The sequence below is a fragment of the Streptomyces sp. NPDC091272 genome (assembly GCF_044757485.1).
Taxonomy (GTDB): domain Bacteria; phylum Actinomycetota; class Actinomycetes; order Streptomycetales; family Streptomycetaceae; genus Streptomyces.
Window position 1 is genome coordinate 805,618 of sequence record NZ_JBIVVC010000001.1, and the last position, 15,712, is coordinate 821,329.

The 15,712-nt window shown below is 72.4% G+C and carries 13 protein-coding genes and 1 tRNA gene; 11 read left to right on the forward strand and 3 right to left on the reverse strand.

Annotated elements, in window-relative coordinates:
* Nucleotides 1-257 precede the first annotated feature (257 nt).
* The 10 genes from ACIQM4_RS03315 to ACIQM4_RS03360 all read left to right on the forward strand — a co-directional run bounded on the left by ACIQM4_RS03315 (nucleotide 258) and on the right by ACIQM4_RS03360 (nucleotide 11,043).
* The gene (locus tag ACIQM4_RS03315) at nucleotides 258-1,412 is read left to right on the forward strand and encodes an inositol-3-phosphate synthase (protein WP_401585258.1); all 1,155 of its coding nucleotides are present in this window, start codon (nucleotides 258-260) and stop codon (nucleotides 1,410-1,412) included.
* Nucleotides 1,409-2,509 (forward strand): SCO3242 family prenyltransferase, encoded by a 1,101-nt coding sequence (locus ACIQM4_RS03320; protein WP_401585260.1) that lies wholly within the window; start codon nucleotides 1,409-1,411, stop codon nucleotides 2,507-2,509. Before ACIQM4_RS03315 ends, ACIQM4_RS03320 begins: the two co-directional genes overlap by 4 nt.
* 104 nt (nucleotides 2,510-2,613) lie before the next feature.
* Nucleotides 2,614-3,546, forward strand: coding sequence for a sugar phosphate isomerase/epimerase family protein (locus ACIQM4_RS03325; protein WP_401586091.1), 933 nt, complete (start codon nucleotides 2,614-2,616; stop codon nucleotides 3,544-3,546).
* 20 nt (nucleotides 3,547-3,566) lie between these two features.
* Nucleotides 3,567-4,517, forward strand: a complete 951-nt coding sequence (locus ACIQM4_RS03330; protein ID WP_401586093.1) for an EboA domain-containing protein — start codon at nucleotides 3,567-3,569, stop codon at nucleotides 4,515-4,517.
* Entirely contained in the window at nucleotides 4,517-5,368 is an 852-nt protein-coding gene (locus tag ACIQM4_RS03335) for a TatD family hydrolase (RefSeq protein ID WP_401585263.1), read from the forward strand. Before ACIQM4_RS03330 ends, ACIQM4_RS03335 begins: the two co-directional genes overlap by 1 nt.
* Nucleotides 5,369-5,423: 55 nt before the next feature.
* Nucleotides 5,424-6,983, forward strand: coding sequence for a metabolite traffic protein EboE (gene eboE, locus ACIQM4_RS03340; protein WP_401585266.1), 1,560 nt, complete (start codon nucleotides 5,424-5,426; stop codon nucleotides 6,981-6,983).
* Nucleotides 6,984-7,132: 149 nt separating this feature from the next.
* Nucleotides 7,133-8,491, forward strand: a complete 1,359-nt coding sequence (locus ACIQM4_RS03345) for an alkaline phosphatase family protein (RefSeq protein ID WP_401586095.1) — start codon at nucleotides 7,133-7,135, stop codon at nucleotides 8,489-8,491.
* Between the two features lie 105 nt (nucleotides 8,492-8,596).
* Nucleotides 8,597-9,658 (forward strand): sugar phosphate isomerase/epimerase family protein, encoded by a 1,062-nt coding sequence (locus tag ACIQM4_RS03350; protein WP_401585269.1) that lies wholly within the window; start codon nucleotides 8,597-8,599, stop codon nucleotides 9,656-9,658.
* A 376-nt stretch (nucleotides 9,659-10,034) separates the two neighbouring features.
* Nucleotides 10,035-10,122 (forward strand) — tRNA-Leu (locus tag ACIQM4_RS03355).
* A 138-nt stretch (nucleotides 10,123-10,260) separates the two neighbouring features.
* Nucleotides 10,261-11,043, forward strand: coding sequence for a nucleoside phosphorylase (locus ACIQM4_RS03360; protein ID WP_401585272.1), 783 nt, complete (start codon nucleotides 10,261-10,263; stop codon nucleotides 11,041-11,043).
* Nucleotides 11,044-11,081: 38 nt separating this feature from the next.
* On the opposite strand, the gene ACIQM4_RS03365 is transcribed toward ACIQM4_RS03360, so the two are convergent.
* The 3 genes from ACIQM4_RS03365 to ACIQM4_RS03375 all read right to left on the reverse strand — a co-directional run bounded on the left by ACIQM4_RS03365 (nucleotide 11,082) and on the right by ACIQM4_RS03375 (nucleotide 14,337).
* Nucleotides 11,082-11,822, reverse strand: a complete 741-nt coding sequence (locus tag ACIQM4_RS03365; protein WP_401585275.1) for an aspartate/glutamate racemase family protein — start codon at nucleotides 11,820-11,822, stop codon at nucleotides 11,082-11,084.
* 39 nt (nucleotides 11,823-11,861) lie between these two features.
* Nucleotides 11,862-13,400: an NCS1 family nucleobase:cation symporter-1 gene (locus ACIQM4_RS03370; RefSeq protein WP_401585277.1), complete on the reverse strand. Its 1,539-nt coding sequence runs from the start codon at nucleotides 13,398-13,400 to the stop codon at nucleotides 11,862-11,864.
* 283 nt (nucleotides 13,401-13,683) lie between these two features.
* Nucleotides 13,684-14,337 (reverse strand): GntR family transcriptional regulator, encoded by a 654-nt coding sequence (locus ACIQM4_RS03375; RefSeq protein WP_401585280.1) that lies wholly within the window; start codon nucleotides 14,335-14,337, stop codon nucleotides 13,684-13,686.
* A gap of 123 nt (nucleotides 14,338-14,460) precedes the next feature.
* Here ACIQM4_RS03375 and fes point away from each other — a divergent pair, with 123 nt between their 5' ends.
* A complete protein-coding gene (gene fes, locus ACIQM4_RS03380) occupies nucleotides 14,461-15,708 on the forward strand; it encodes an enterochelin esterase (protein ID WP_401585283.1) in 1,248 nt (415 codons plus the stop codon).
* Nucleotides 15,709-15,712 lie beyond the last annotated feature (4 nt).

Here is a 15,712-nt window from a genome sequence, read left to right on the forward strand (position 1 = left end):
CCCGAGGCCCTGGTTTGGTCCCGCTACATCCTGGGTAGGGACGGCCCCGGCGCCGGGCGGGGGCGTGCCGAGGGCGGGGGGGGGGGGTGGCTCGCCCCCCCCCCCCCACCGCCCCTCACCAGCCACCCGTCGTGCCCCACCCCCCCCTCTGCCCCGTCTCTTCCTCCACCGCCGTCCCGCCCGCCCGCGAGTCCGCGACTTCCCCCTCCACCACCCACTTCAGTGCTTTCAGCTTTACAGCGCAGGGAGGCTCCGCCGTGCCCACAGATGCCGTGCCCACAGATGTCGAACGCCACTCTCCCGCCCCGGCCCGTACCGGCGTCTGGTTGGTCGGTGCACGAGGCTCGGTCGCCACCACCGCCGTCGCGGGGTGCGCGGCCACCGCGGGAGGCCTGCACCCGCCGACCGGGATGGTCACCGAGACCGCGCCCTTCGCGGCATCCGGACTTCCGGCCCTCTCCGCACTGGTCTTCGGGGGCCACGACACGGCGAGCTGCCCGCTGCCCAAACGGGCCGAGGAACTGGAGGCCGGCGGCGTCCTGCCGCACGGCCTGACCGCAGCCGTACGCGCCGAACTGGCCGCGGCGGACGCGGAGATCAGGCCGGGCGGGCCGCTGCCTGGCGACAGCAGGCCGCACGACGCGCTGATCTCTGCCTTCGCCGCCGACATGACCGACTTCCGGGACCGCCACGGGCTGTCACGGGTGGTGGTCGTCAACGTGTCCTCCACCGAGCCCGCACCGGGTGACGAGGCGCTCGCGCCCAGTTCCCTCTACGCGGCGGCGGCGATCCGCGCAGGCTGCCCGTACGTCAACTTCACCCCGTCCACCGGCCTGTACGCACCCGCCCTGGCGGCGGACCTCGCCGCGAGCGGGCTGCCGTACGCCGGCCGGGACGGCAAGACCGGCCAGACGCTCCTGCGCGCGGTCCTCGCCCCCATGTTCCTGCAGCGTGCGCTCCCGGTCCGGGCCTGGTCGGGCACGAACCTGCTCGGCGGCGGTGACGGCGCCGCGCTCGCGGACCCGGCAGCGGCGGCGGCCAAGAACGCGGGCAAGAACCGCGTCCTGACCGACACCCTCGGCCAACTCCCGCAGGGGCAGGTGCACATCGACGAGGTTCCCGCGCTCGGCGACTGGAAGACCGCCTGGGACCACATCGCCTTCGAGGGTTTCCTCGGCTCCCGAATGACGCTCCAGACCACCTGGCAGGGCTGCGACTCGGCGCTCGCCGCCCCCCTGGTCCTGGACCTGGTCCGGCTCCTCGCCCGAGCCCACGAACGCGGCCTGTCCGGACCGCTGCCCGCCCTTGCCTTTTACTTCAAGGACCCGGACGGCGAAGGCTCGGCCGCACTGGCCGATCAGTACGCGGACCTCGTGGCCTTCGGTACGGTGCTGGCGGGCGGGGCCGCATGACGGGGCCGCGCGGCGCGCACACCCAGGCGTGGCTCGAACTCCTCCGCGTGTCGGCCCTGTTGACCGTACCTGGGGACGCGCTCGCAGGCGCTGCCGCGCTCGCCGTGCGCCCGAACAGGGGCACGGCGCTCGCCGTCGCCTCCTCCCTCTGTCTGTACGAGGCGGGCATGGCCCTGAACGACTGGGCGGACCGCGCGGAGGACGCGATCGACCGGCCGCACCGCCCGATCCCGTCCGGCCGCATCTCCCCGACCGCCGCGCTCTCGGCCGCCGGGGCCCTGTCGGCCGCAGGTCTCCTGCTGGCCTCGCGGGCAGGCCGCCCCACGCTGGCCGTGGCGTCGGCGGTCACCGCGACGGTCTGGGCGTACGACCTGAAACTCAAGCACACGGCGCTGGCCCCGGCGGCGATGGCGACCGCGAGAGCACTCGACCTGCTGATGGGGGCGACGGCGACGGGGTCCTTCCGCCCGGCCGGGGGCGGTGCGCCCCGCTCGGGCCGCGGAGGGGCGAGTCCTGCCGACCGGGCGGCCACCGCCAGCAGGCTTCCGTCCGCGCACGCGGCGCACGCGCTGTCCGCCGCCGCCCTGCTCGCCGCGCACACCTACGGAGTGACGGAGGTGTCCCGGCACGAGGTCCAGGGCGGCTCAACGGCGGTCCCCGCAGGGGCCCTTGGCACGGTCGCCGCCATCGCGATCGGTCTCTCCCGAGGGGCGGAAAGGGGCACCGCCCCGAACGAGGGCGGTAGTGTGCGCTCGGCCGTGCGGACGGCCGCTGTTTCGTCGGGTCCGGCGCGGCCGGGAGGGGATCGGCGGGGTGTCGGCGGGCAGCTCGGCGCGTGGCCCGATCCCCTGGCCCGCCGCGCCGTGGCCCGTGTTCTCGCAGCGACCTATCTGCGGACCGCAGGCCTGCCCCTCCTGCACGCCGCGCTCAATCCGTCCCCGCCCCTCACCCAGCGGGCGGTCGGTGGAGGCATCCGCGCGATGATCCCGCTCCAGGCGGCCCTGGCGGCCAGGTCCGGCGCGCTGGGAACGGGGGCGGCGCTGCTCGCGCTGGCCCCCGTGGCCCGCCGCCTCGCGCGGAAGGTGAGCCCCACGTGAACCCTCTGCAGCCCTCGGCGAGCCATATACCACCCTCGGCGAGCCCCGTACCGCCTCCGGAGAGTCCTCAGCCGCCCCGTGAGAGCCCTCACCCGCCCCGCGAAATCCCTCACCCGCCCCGCGAGAGGTCTCTCCGCTTCGGCTACGGCACCAACGGCCTCACGGATCTGCGGCTGTACGACGCTCTGGCGCTCCTCGCGGACCTCGGCTACGACGGTGTGGGCCTCACGCTCGACCACATGCACCTCGACCCGATGTCACCGGAACTACCGGCATTGACAACCAAGTTGGCCACGCGGCTGGACAGGCTGGGTCTCACCGTCACCGTCGAGACCGGTGCCCGCTACGTCCTGGACCCTCGTCGCAAGCACGGCCCCACCCTCCTGGACGCGGACCCGGCGGATCGGAGCGCGCGGGCCGGACTCCTCCGTACGGCGGTACGGGTCGGCGCCGACCTGGGGGCCCACGCCGTGCACTGCTTCAGCGGTACGGCTCCTGCCCGCACGCCGGCGCAGGTCGCGTGGCAGCGGCTCGTGGACTCCATGGCTCCTGTGCTGGAAGCGGCGGCGTCGGCCGGCATTCCCCTGGCCGTGGAACCCGAACCGGGCCATCTGGTGGCCACCCTCGCCGACTTCCACCAGCTCCGCCGTGCCCTCGACGATCCGCGACAGCTCGGGCTCACCCTGGACATCGGCCACTGCCAGTGCCTGGAACCGGCCTCGCCCGCCGAGTGCGTACGCGAGGCGGCGCCGTGGCTGTGTCACGTACAGATCGAGGACATGCGGCGCGGTGTGCACGAGCACCTGCCGTTCGGCGAGGGCGAGATCGATTTTCCACCGGTCCTGGCCGCTCTGGCCGAGACCGGCTACCAGGGCCTGACGGTGGTCGAACTGCCCCGCCACTCCCACGCCGGCCCCGAACTGGCCCGCAGTTCCATGGAGTTCCTGAGCAAGGCGGCAACGGGGATCCAGCGGCCGGACCGTTCGGAGCGGCCACCCCGGGCCACCACCACCGCACCCGCGAAAGGCACACCGTGACGACAACCGCAGACGGCAGCCTGACCGCACTGAGGCACTCCCTCGAATCCCAGCTCACAGGCGCATCGAGAGCATGGCTCCACGAGGCACTGGCGGAGGCGGCAGCGGCAGCAGGGGCGGCTGCTGCCGGGGCTGGAGGTTCCGGGGCGGGGGCCTCGGATGCCTCGGCGCGGGCCGCGGACGCTTCGACGGGGGTTACGGGCTTCGGCGCGCGGCGTACGGCCCTGCCGACCTGGGAGGCCCGATTCGCGGAGGCGGGCAGGCACTGCCGTGCGCGGGAGACCGGGGCTGCCGTACCAGGGGGGCAGGCTGGAGGGTCGGCCCCGGCCCACGGGTCGTCCGCCATCTCCGCACCGGCCCCCGCACGGACCCCCGACGCTGCCTCCGCCGCCCGCGTGCTTCTCCTCTGTGCGGCTCAGGCCGACCGTGTCACCGTCCACCGGCTCTACGCCCAGGGCGCGGCCGCCGAGCGCAAGGCGGTCCTGCTGGCACTGCCGTACCTCGAACATGTCCGGGACGGCTCCGCCCTGCCTCTCGTGGAGGACGCGCTCCGTGCCAACGACACCCGTCTGATCGCCGCCGCGGTCGGACCGTACGCCTCCACCCACCTGGACCCGCATGCGTGGCGGCACGCCGTTCTCAAGTGCCTCTTCACCGGCGTCCCCGTCGACGCCGTCCATGCTCTGGCCCACCGCGCAGGAGGCGATACGGAGCTGGCCCGCATGCTGACCGACTACGCAGCCGAACGCACCGCCGCCGGCCGTGCCGTGCCCGCCGACCTCCACGTCGTACTCGCCCTCGCCCGCACGACTCAGGCCGACCCTCCTGCTCCCGAAACGGCCCCCGCTTCCGACGCCGGGACGGCATCCGGCCCCGTCCCCGCCCCCGTCCCCGGAGCAGCACCCGCTCCCGGCCCCGGAACGGTTTCCGCCCCCGCCCCCGGCCCCGATGCACTCCCGGAGGAGTCCTGATGCGCATCTTCGACCCGCACATCCACATGACCTCACGCACCACGGACGACTACGAGGCGATGTACGCCGCCGGGGTGCGCGCCGTCGTCGAGCCGGCCTTCTGGCTGGGTCAGCCCCGCACCTCGCCCGCGAGTTTCTTCGACTACTTCGACGGCCTCCTCGGCTGGGAGCCCTTCCGCGCCGCCCAGTACGGCATCGCCCACCACTGCACGCTCGCCCTCAACCCCAAGGAGGCGAACGACCCCCGCTGCACCCCCGTACTCGACGAGCTTCCCCGCTACCTCGTCAAGGACTCCGTCGTCGCCGTCGGCGAGATCGGCTACGACTCGATGACCCCGGCCGAGGACCACGCCCTCGCCGCCCAGCTCCAACTCGCGGTCGAGCACGGTCTGCCCGCCATGGTCCACACCCCGCACCGCGACAAGCTCGCGGGACTCCACCGCACCCTCGACGTCGTACGGGAGTCGCAGCTGCCGCCGGACCGGGTCCTCGTCGACCACCTCAACGAGACCACCGTGCAGGCGGCGTCCGACAGCGGCTGCTGGCTCGGTTTCTCGCTCTACCCGGACACCAAGATGGACGCGGACCGGATGGTCGCGATCATCCAGAAGCACGGCACGGACCGTGTCCTGATCAACTCGGCCGCGGACTGGGGGAGGAGCGACCCCCTCATGACCCGCAAGGCGGCCGACGCGCTGCTCGCCGCCGGGTTCTCAGAGGACGACGTGGACCAGGTCATGTGGCGCAACCCGGTCGCGTTCTACAGCCTCAGCGGCCGGCTCGACCTGACAGCCGCCGAGGCCTCGCCACTCCTGCACGAGGGCAACTCCATCCTCCGCGGCGGGGAGTAGCGGCGCTCCGCACCTCTCACGCCCCCAAGCGCGGCACCGGAAGGGGACACCCCACATGCGCTTCCGCCACCCCGACGGTTCGACCGTCCACCTCGCGTACTGCACCAACGTCCACCCCGCCGAGACCCTCGACGGCGTGCTGGCACAGCTCCGGGACCACTGCGAGCCCGTTCGCAGGCGTCTCGGCCGGGACCGGCTCGGTATCGGCCTCTGGCTGGCCAGGGCCGCCGCGCACACGCTGGTCTCCGACCCTGCGGCACTGCGCGGCCTGCGCGCCGAACTCGACCGGCGCGGCCTCGAAGTCGTCACCCTCAACGGGTTCCCGTACGAAGGGTTCGGCGCGCAGGAGGTCAAGTACCGGGTGTACAAACCGGATTGGACCGACCCGGAACGCCTCGCCTACACCACCACCCTGGCCCGCCTCCTCGCCGTGCTGCTCCCGGACGACGTGAGCGAGGGGAGCATCTCCACCCTGCCGCTGGCGTGGCGTATCCCGTACGAGCAGGACCCCGCCGCCGCCGACACGGCCCGCGCGGCCCTCACCACCCTCGCCGAACGCCTCGACGCGCTGGAGGACCTGACCGGCAAGTCCATCCGCATCGGTCTGGAACCCGAGCCGGGCTGCACGATCGAGACGACGGCCGACGCCATCGCCCCGCTCGGTGAGCTGGCGAACCCACGGATCGGCGTCTGTGTGGACACCTGCCATCTGGCGACGTCCTTCGAGGACCCGGCCACCGCCCTGAACGCCCTGGCCGCGGCGGACATCACCATCGCCAAGGCCCAGCTCTCGGCCGCCCTGCACGCGGAACACCCCCATCTCCCCGAGGTCCGCAGCGCCCTCGCCCACTTCGCGGAACCCCGCTTCCTCCACCAGACGCGCACGGCCCCGGACACCCTCCACGGCACGGACGACCTTCCCGAGGCGCTCACTCCGCGGACCGCCGCCGCACCTTTGACCTCCACGCCGCCGGCCGGACTGCCCGGGGCGGACTTGTGTGAGACCGCCCCGCCCGTCGCACTGCCCGGGGCGGACTCGCGCGAGACCGCCGCGCCCGGAGCGGTCGTCTGCGAGGGCGTGGTTCGGGGGGCCGCCGCGTCCGGAGCCGTCGGGGAGAGCGATCCCCCACGGGTCGCAGCTTCCGGCGCCGTCATCACTCCGGCCGCCACACCCCTCATCACCGCGTCCCCAGCCCACCCAGCGCCCCGGGTAACCGTCACGACCACCCCTGCGCTCACCACCGACCCCCTGACGGTCGCCACCACCGACCCCCCGGTGCTCACCCCCGCAGCGCCCCCGACAGAGGCGACCCCCTCCTTCCCCCTCCCGACCGCCTCCCCCTGGCGCGCCCACTTCCACGTCCCCCTCCACGCGCCGCCCGCGCCGCCCCTCACCTCCACCCTCTCCGTCCTCCAGGACGTACTGACCCGTCTCATGGGCGGTCCGTCGGGGCACCCCTTGACCCGTCATCTTGAGGTCGAGACGTACACCTGGCAGGCCCTCCCGCAGGAGCTTCGGCCCCGTACCCGCGCCCAGCTCGCCGACGGCATCGCCGCCGAACTCACACTCGCCCGCGACCTCCTGGCTGACCTGGGCCTGAAGGAGCTTCCGTGACCTCACAGTCCACACCGTCCACCCAGTCCACACCGCCCACACCGCCCACTCCTTCCCATGCTCCAGCTCCAGCTGCTGCCGCTGCCGCTGCCGCTGCCGCTGCCGCCTCCTCCTCGGCCCCCGCGTCGCCCCCGCGCCCCACCCCGCTCCTGGTTCTGGACGTCGTAGGTCTCACCCCGCGCCTCCTCGACCACATGCCCCGCCTCAAGAAGCTCGCCGAAGCCGGTTCCCGGGCGCCCCTCACCACCGTCCTGCCCGCCGTCACCTGCTCGGCGCAGTCCACCTTCCTCACCGGCACCGCCCCGGCCGAACACGGCATCGTGGGCAACGGCTGGTACTTCCGAGAGCTGGGCGAGGTGCTCCTCTGGCGCCAGCACAACGGCCTGGTCTCCGGCGACAAGGTCTGGGACGCTGCCCGCCGCGTGCACCCCGACTACACCGTCGCCAACATCTGCTGGTGGTACGCGATGGGCGCCGACACGGACATCACCGTCACCCCGCGCCCCGTCTACTACGCCGACGGCCGCAAGGAGCCCGACTGTTACACGCGTCCGCCGGCCCTCCACGACGAACTGACCGAGAAGTTCGGCACGTTCCCGCTCTTCCACTTCTGGGGCCCGGGAGCCGACCTCACCTCCTCGCGCTGGATCGTCGACGCGACCCGCCACATCCTCCGTACGAACCAGCCCGACCTGGCCCTCTGTTACCTCCCGCACCTCGATTACGACCTCCAGCGCTACGGCCCCGACGACCCCAGGGCGTACCGCGCGGCAGCCGACCTGGACGCGGTCATGGCACCGCTCCTGGACGATGCCGAGGCGGCAGGGCGCACCGTCGTCGCGCTCTCCGAGTACGGGATCACCCGCGTCTCGCGCGCCGTGGACATCAACCGGGCCCTGCGCCGCGCCGGCCTGATCGAGGTCCACACGCAGGACGGCATGGAGTACCTCGACCCGATGACCTCACGGGCGTTCGCCGTCGCCGACCACCAGATCGCGCACATCTACGTCCGCAGGCCCGAGGACATGGAAGCCACCCGGGCGGCGCTCGCCGGCCTCGCGGGGATCGACGAGCTCCTCGACGACGAGGGAAAGAAGGCCCACGGGCTCGATCACCCCCGCTCCGGCGAACTGGTCGCGGTGGCCTCCCCCGACGCGTGGTTCACGTACTACTACTGGCTCGACGACGCCAAGGCCCCGGACTTCGCCCAGCTCGTCGAGATCCACCGCAAACCCGGCTACGACCCGGTCGAGCTCTTCCTCGACCCCCTCGACCCGTACGTACGGGTCAGGGCGGCCACCGCGGTGGCCCGCAAGAAACTCGGCATGCGCTACCGGATGGCCGTGGTCCCCCTGGACCCGACGCCCATCCGGGGCAGCCACGGCCGCCTCCCCGCGAGCGACGACGAAGGTCCGCTCATCCTCTGCTCCACCCCCCACGCGCTCGACGGCCGCACCGAGGCCACCGAGGTGAAGGCACTGCTGCTCCGGCTGGCAGGCCTGCACTGACACCTCCCCCGTGACGGGGGCCGCCTGACCGGGGCCCGCCCCGGACCCGCGAGCCCCGCGCCCCGCCCCCCTGGACCGTCCCGCACACCCACTCAAGGAGCCCGCATGCCCCGCAACACCAACAAGTCCGTGCACGATCCCGAGCTCTCTCACCGCCTCTCCAGGCGGAACATGCTCGGAGTGGCCGCCGGAACGACCGCGGCAGCCCTGCTGGGCGCCGCCGCCGCGACCCCGGCAACGGCGGCGACAACCCGGAGCACCTCCCAGGACAAGGGCCGCAGCGGCCGGCCCGTACTCCCGCCCGGCCGGCTCGGCATCCAGCTCTACTCCCTGCGCGACAAGGTCGCCAGCCTCGGCTTCGCGAAGGTCTTCGCGGAGCTGGAGCTGTACGGCTACGACGAGGTCGAGTACGCGGGCTACACCCAGGGCTCGGTCGGCGCCATCACCCTGCCCCAGCTCCGCCGCCTCGCCCGCGACCACGGCCTGCGGGGCATCGGCAGCCACGTCGGGTACTACGACGACGGCAACCCGAACGCGTACACCTTCGCCCAGAACCTCAACAAGGTCCTCGACGACGCCCAGACCCTCGGCCTGGAGCACATCGGCACGGCCTCGGGCCCCTGGCGCTACGGCGCGACCGTCGACGGCTGGAAGCGCTGCGCCGAGGACTTCAACACGTACGGCGAGGCGGCGCGCAAGCGCGGCATGAAGTTCTACCAGCACAACCACGCCGAGGAGTTCTCCTTCGCCACGGACGACCCGAAGACCCGCCTGTACGACGTGCTCCTCGCCGAGACCGATCCCCGCCTGGTCCACCTGGAGATGGACATCTACTGGGCGTACGTCGCGCAGTTCCGCTTCTCCAAGCGGGTCGACGGCACCCCGGCCCCCTTCGACCCGCTGCGCTACGTGCTGAAGCAGCCCCACCGCTACCCGCTCTTCCACGTCAAGGACGGCGAGCACGACGCCGCCGCCACGGACGGCTACCGCATGACGGACGTCGGGGACGGAGACATCGACTACAAGCGCTTCATCTCGGCGGTCAACCGCACCCACCGCGGCCGCGACCACCACTGGCAGGTCGAACACGACAACCCCACCGACTCGCTCGCCTTCGCCCGCAAGTCCAGCGCCCACCTGCACTCGCTGCGCGAGCGTGGCCACTGACCCGCGACTGCACTCGCTGCGCGAGCCGCGGCCATTAGTACTACGACTGCTCTCCCTGCGCGAGCGCGGCCACCAGAGCCACGTCGGCGGGGTGAGCTCGGCCGGCCATGAGCTCGAACACCCGCTCAGCCGCGTCGGGCACCGTGCGCCCCACAGCCCCCACCAGGGGCGCACGGTGCCGAAGCACGCCCCCGCCCTCGCTCCGGCGCGAGGAACAGCGGACTCTCCCCGCCGGACGAGGTCCGGACCACCTCCCGCAAGACCGGCCGCAGGTCACTGACCATGCAATACGCGGGTGAAACCCACCGTGAACCCCTGGTATTGTTTTCCATGTCGCAACGGGCCGGAACACACCGGCTCACACGGCAAACACCTTGTCCGGGTGGCGGAATGGCAGACGCGCTAGCTTGAGGTGCTAGTGCCCTTTATCGGGCGTGGGGGTTCAAGTCCCCCCTCGGACACCAGCTCAGACCCCTGTCGAACAGGGGTTTTTTGCTTTTTCGGGCTCTGGCCCCGCGCCTCGTTACGCTGACCGCACTGTTCCCCGCGACGGCCCGACGCCGGCGTGTCCGTGTCCGACCTCACGCCGGAGTGTCCGAACCATGACGCAGGATCTGCTGCCCATCACCCGTATGCCCCGGACCGGGCTGCCCCCTCGCGCGGTCGTCGTGGGCGATCCCGCGCGTGCGGCAGCCGTCGCCGCGCTCCTGCAGGAGTCGCGGGAGGTTTCCCATCACCGTGAGTACCGCGTTTTCGCCGGTTTGTGGAAGGGCACCCCGGTCACCGTGGCCTCGCACGGCGTCGGCGCACCCGGCGCGATCCTGCTGTTCCAGGAACTTGCCGACGCAGGCGCGCGGACCGTCCTGCGGCTCGGCACCGCAGGCGCCGTCGCACCCGGCATCCGTGACGGAGACCTCGTCATCGCGGAGGCCGCCGTACGTGACGACGGCGTCACCGGGCAACTGCTGCCGCCCGAGTACCCCGCCTTCGCCGCCCCGGAGAGCGTCCTCGCGCTCCAGCGGGCCGCCCGCGAGGCCGCGGCCCCGTACCACCGCGGCGTGGTGTGGACCCGCGCCGCCTTCCAGCCCGGCTTCACCGAGCTGCCGGTGGACACGTATACCCGGGCCGGGATCGTCGCGATCGAGATGGAACTCTCCGCGCTCCTGGTCCTGGCATCCACCCGCGGTCTTGTCGCGGGCGGTGTCCTGGTCATCGACGGCGTGAACGCCGACGAACTCGCCGACGCCAAGGCCACCGGCGGTTACGACCCGCACCGGGACGTCGTCGCCGAGGGTGTCGCACGCGGCAGCGTCGTCGCGCTCGATGCGCTGCGGCTGCTGGCCGAGGGCGAGAGCGGGAGTGAGGGGGAGGCCGCGGGGCGGTGAGCGGGTTCGGGTGCTTCTTCGGGGGTCAGCTTCGGGGGTCAGCGCGTGCTCGTTGCCGCCGGCGTCGGCGGCCAGGCGCGGAAGTGTTTGCGGCGGGGTGGGGCGTACGTACGCACCTTGGAGGTGCTGAGGCCCAGCCTGACCAGGGACTCGGCGACGGTGACCGCCGCGGTCACACCGTCCACCACCGGGACGCCGGTGCGCTCGACGACGCGTTCGGCCAGGCCCGACATCCCCCCGCAGCCCAGGCAGACGACTTCCGCGCGGTCCTGCTCGACGGCCAGTACGGCCTGCTCGACGATGGCCTCCACCGCGGCGGACGGGTCGCTCTCCAGGTCCAGTACGGCCAGTCCGCTCGCCCGTACCGAGGCACAGCGGGCGGCGAGACCGGCGAGCGCCAGGCGGTCCTCGATGAGCGGGACCGCCCGGTCGAGCGTGGTCACCACCGAGTAACTGCGGCCCAGGAACTGCGCTGTCGAGGCCGCCGCCTCGGTGATGTCGACGACCGGCACGTCGAGCAGTTCCTGGAGCCCCTCGCGGCCGTGCTCCCCGTAACCCGCCTGGATCACCGCGTCGAAGGGCTCCGGGTAGGCCCGCACGGCCTCCATGACGGCGACCGCGGCGAGGTGGCTCTCGTAGTTGCCTTCGACGGACTCTGCGCCGAACGCCGGGGTGAGCGGCACGATCTCCGTGCCCGGCGCGGCGGCGGCCGCCGCCTGCGCCCCGATGCTCCTCGTCATCGACTCGGTGGTGTTGACATTGACGACCAGCAGCCGCATGGGTGTTCCTGTCTCTGACGGTGTACGACGTGGGAGGTGTTACGCGCTGGGTACGGCGATGTGCTCGCCGTCCACGTCCGCGTGGGGTCCCCGGGGCCGGCCGGGGAGGACGGTGAACAACAGCGCGGCGAGCAGGGTGCCGACGAACCAGGAGAAGCCGGATGCGGCGGACAGGGCCGGGACGAATGCCACGGCGACGGCGACGGCCGCCGCGGGTACGAGCGCGGTCACGGCGCGGGGGTTGATGCCCGAGCGGTAGGCGTAACTGGCCGCCGGGTCCTCGGTGTACAGGTGCGGGACGTGCACCCGGGCCCTGCGGATCAGCCAGTAGTCGGCCATCACGATGCCGAAGACCGGGCCGAGGAACGCGCCGAGCCCGCCGAGGAAGTACTCCACGACGACCGGGCTGTTGTAGAGGTTCCACGGCAGGATGACCAGGCCGAGCACGGCGCTGACGAGGCCCGCCCGCCGGAAGTTCAGCTTCTGCGGGAAGAGGTTGACCAGGGTGTAGACGGGCGCCACGAAGTTCGCCATCAGATTGACCGCGACCGTCAGTACGATGAGCGCGAGCGAGGCCAGTACCAGCAGGAACGTGCTGGGGATCGCCTGCACGATCTCCGCGGGGTTGGTGATGACCCGGCCGTTCAGCTTGAACTGGGCACCGCTGAGGACGACCACGATGCCTGCGAAGAACAGCATGTTCACCGGGATGCCCACGAGGTTGCCGACCAGGACGGAACGGTTGCTCCTCGCGGACCGCGTGAAGTCGCAGAAGTTGAGGACGAACGTACCGTAGATGACCACCCACAGCGCGGCGGCCTCCAGCACGTGCAGGACGCGGTCACCCCCGGTGAACGGATTTCCGGCGTCCATCGCGATGGACCAGTCCGCCCTGGCGAACATCCACACGGCCAGCGCCAGCAGCGTCACCAGTACGGCGGGCGCCGCCACCGCGATGTACTTGCGGATGACGTTCATGCCGTAACTGACGATCAGTACCTGCACCAGCCACAGCGCGACGAACGAGAGCCACCCGAGGGCGGAGAGGCCCAGGAAGGAGTGCTGCTCCCACGCCTTCGTCCCCGGCGCGAGGGTCACGAGGAGCGCGGAGAGCACGGAGGAGGCCAGATAGGTCTGGATGCCGAACCAGGCGACCGCCACCGCGCCCCTGATGACCGCCGGCAGTTGGGCGCCCCGGACGCCGAACGCGATCCGGCTCATCACCGGGAACGGCACCCCGGTCCTGGAACCCATGTAGCCGGATAGGCTGAGCAGCACGAAGAGGAAGACGGACGCGAGCACGAAGGCCGCCAGGATGTCCCACACGCCCATTCCCAGGGCGAAGAGGCCGAGCGCGAAGGCGTAGTTGCCCAGGCTGTGCACGTCGTTGCCCCACAGCGTGAAGACGTTGTAGGCGCCCCAGCTGCGCCCCTCGCGCAGGGTCGGCGCGAGGTCGGGGCTGTAGAGCCGGGGGCTGGTGCCGGGGTGGGCGCTGCCGGGGTCCTGGGTCGCGGCGCTCGCATCTCCGGCACCGGTTGGTATCCCATTGGTGCCTGATGCGGTCTGAGCTGTGGTCACGTCAGCCACCCTTCTCAGCGATTCCGGGCCACGAAATCGGGTTCTGGAGCAAGTGACGGGGACGCTACGGGTGTCGACGAGGGGTGGTCAATAGAAATGGGATACCAAAATTTGGGCGAGGGTGCGGCTGGAGGACACCGCTCCGTTTTTCCCTGCACGCCCGGAGGCGTGCCGGTCCGTTCCCTTCCTGGATGCCCGGAGGTGTGCCGGTCCGTTCCCTCCGTGGACGCCGGGAGGCGTGCTGGTCCGTCCCTCCCTGGACGCCCGGATGCGCCCCGGTCCGTTACTCCTTGGACGCCCGTAGGTGTGCCGCCGCCGCGCTGCGCCCCGACTCCAGGTGCTTGCGGATCAGGTCCTCCACCCGGGGCACGTCCCGAGCCGCGATCGCGTCGTAGAGCTCCTCGTGCTCCCGGGCGACGTCCACGAGGTCGTCGTGGCGCACCAGCAGCCAGCGCATCCGGCTGCGCAGCGTGCCTTCCAGCTCGCTCAGCAGGTCGTTCGCCGCCAGCTCGGTCACCGTCTCGTGGAAGTCGGCCGCGGCGCGCCGCGCCGTCACCGCGTCACCGCGGTGTGCCGCCGCCAGCTCGGCGTCGAGGTCGGCGCGCAGTTTGCCGAGCCCCGCGCGGGAGCGCCGCTGGGCGGCCAGGCGGAAGGTGAGCGTGTCCAGTGCGGAACGCACCTCGTCCAGGTCCGCGATGTCCGTGGGGCTGAACTCCCGCACCACCGCCCATGTGCGCGGCCGGGGGGTCACCAGGCCCTCCGCCACCAGTGCCCTGAGCGCCTCGCGGACGGGCAGCCGGCTCACCCCGAGCTCGGCGGCGAGTTCCCGCTCGACGAGCTTGCTGCCGGGACGGCGCACTCCGTCGAGGATGTCGTCGCGCAGCTGCCGGGTGACCCGGTCAGACTCGGGCTCGAATTCTTCGGAGGAACCTGCCATGGCGGCCATTCTGTCACCAGGGCGCGAAACGACCCGAGGTCACCGCAAGTAAGGTGAGCCTTATCAGCCGAGGCGGCCGGCAGGTCCCGAGGCAGTCGTCGAAGTGATCGCTGGAGGCCCCACATGCCGCTGACCGCCCCGCCGCCCGTCGGGACGACCCGCAGGCCGCCCCGTATCGCCCGGCCGGAGCCCGTGGCCCGCGCGGCCGGCAGCTGGCTGGAGCGGGCCCTCGCCTCGGACGACTTCTGGGGAGCGGTACGCGAGGCGGGCGGCGCCCCGGTGGTCGAGCCCGACCCGGCGGGGGACGAGGCGTACCGCGTGGTGACCTTCCTGTGGCAGGGCGGCGACGCCACCCGGGCGGTCCTGGTCATGCCGAACAAGATCGTCGACCCGCGTGACCTCGCGGGCAACCTGATGGAGCGGGTGCCCGGCACGGACATCTGGCACTGGTCGGTGCGGATGCGGGCCGACTGGCGGGCCACGTACAGCTTCTGCGCGGACGAGGGCGGCGGCCCGCAGGGAGCGGCCTACTGGCCGTGGCTGCGCGGCAGCCAGCAACAGGACCCGCTGAACGCCCGTACGCTGACCCGCCGTTGGGGCGGCCCCCCGGTGTCGTACGTGGAACTGCCGGAGGCCCCGCACGGCGCGGACTGGCAACGGCGCGACGAGGTCCCGCGCGGCAGGGTCAGCGAGCACACCGTACGCAGCGAACTGCTCGGCAACGAACGGCAGGTGCACGTGTACGAGCCGCCGGGGGGCGGCAGCGACCTGCCCGTCCTGGTGCTGATGGACGGCGAGATGTGGCAGCCGGGGCTCGACGTCGCGGCGCTCCTGGACAACCTCATCGACGACGGAAGGATCCCGCCGCTCGTCGCCCTGCTGCCCGAGTCGGTGGACTCGGACCAGCGGTGGGCCGAACTCGCCTGCAACGAAGGCTTCGTCGGCTTCCTGGAGCACGAGCTGCTGCCCTGGGCGGGGGAGTGGCTGCCGCTGACCGAGGACCCCGCGCGGACCGTGGTGGCCGGTCAGAGCCTCGGTGGGCTGACCGCCGCGTACGCGGCGGTGACCGCGCCCTCGCGGTTCGGCCGGGTGCTCGCGCAGTCAGGGTCGTTCTGGTGGCCCGACCGGCCCGACCCCGCGGACTGCGAGTGGCTCACCGGGCGGATCGCCGCCGCCGAGCGGCTGCCGGTACGGTTCTGGCTCTCGGTCGGCGAGCAGGAGTGGGTCGCCCTGCCCGCCGCACGCCGGCTGCGCGACACCCTGGAGCGCAAGGGGTACGACGACGCCGCCTACCGCGAGTACAACGGTGGGCACGACTACCTGTGCTGGCGCACCGAACTGGCCGACGGCCTGGTGGAGTTGCTGAAGTGACAGT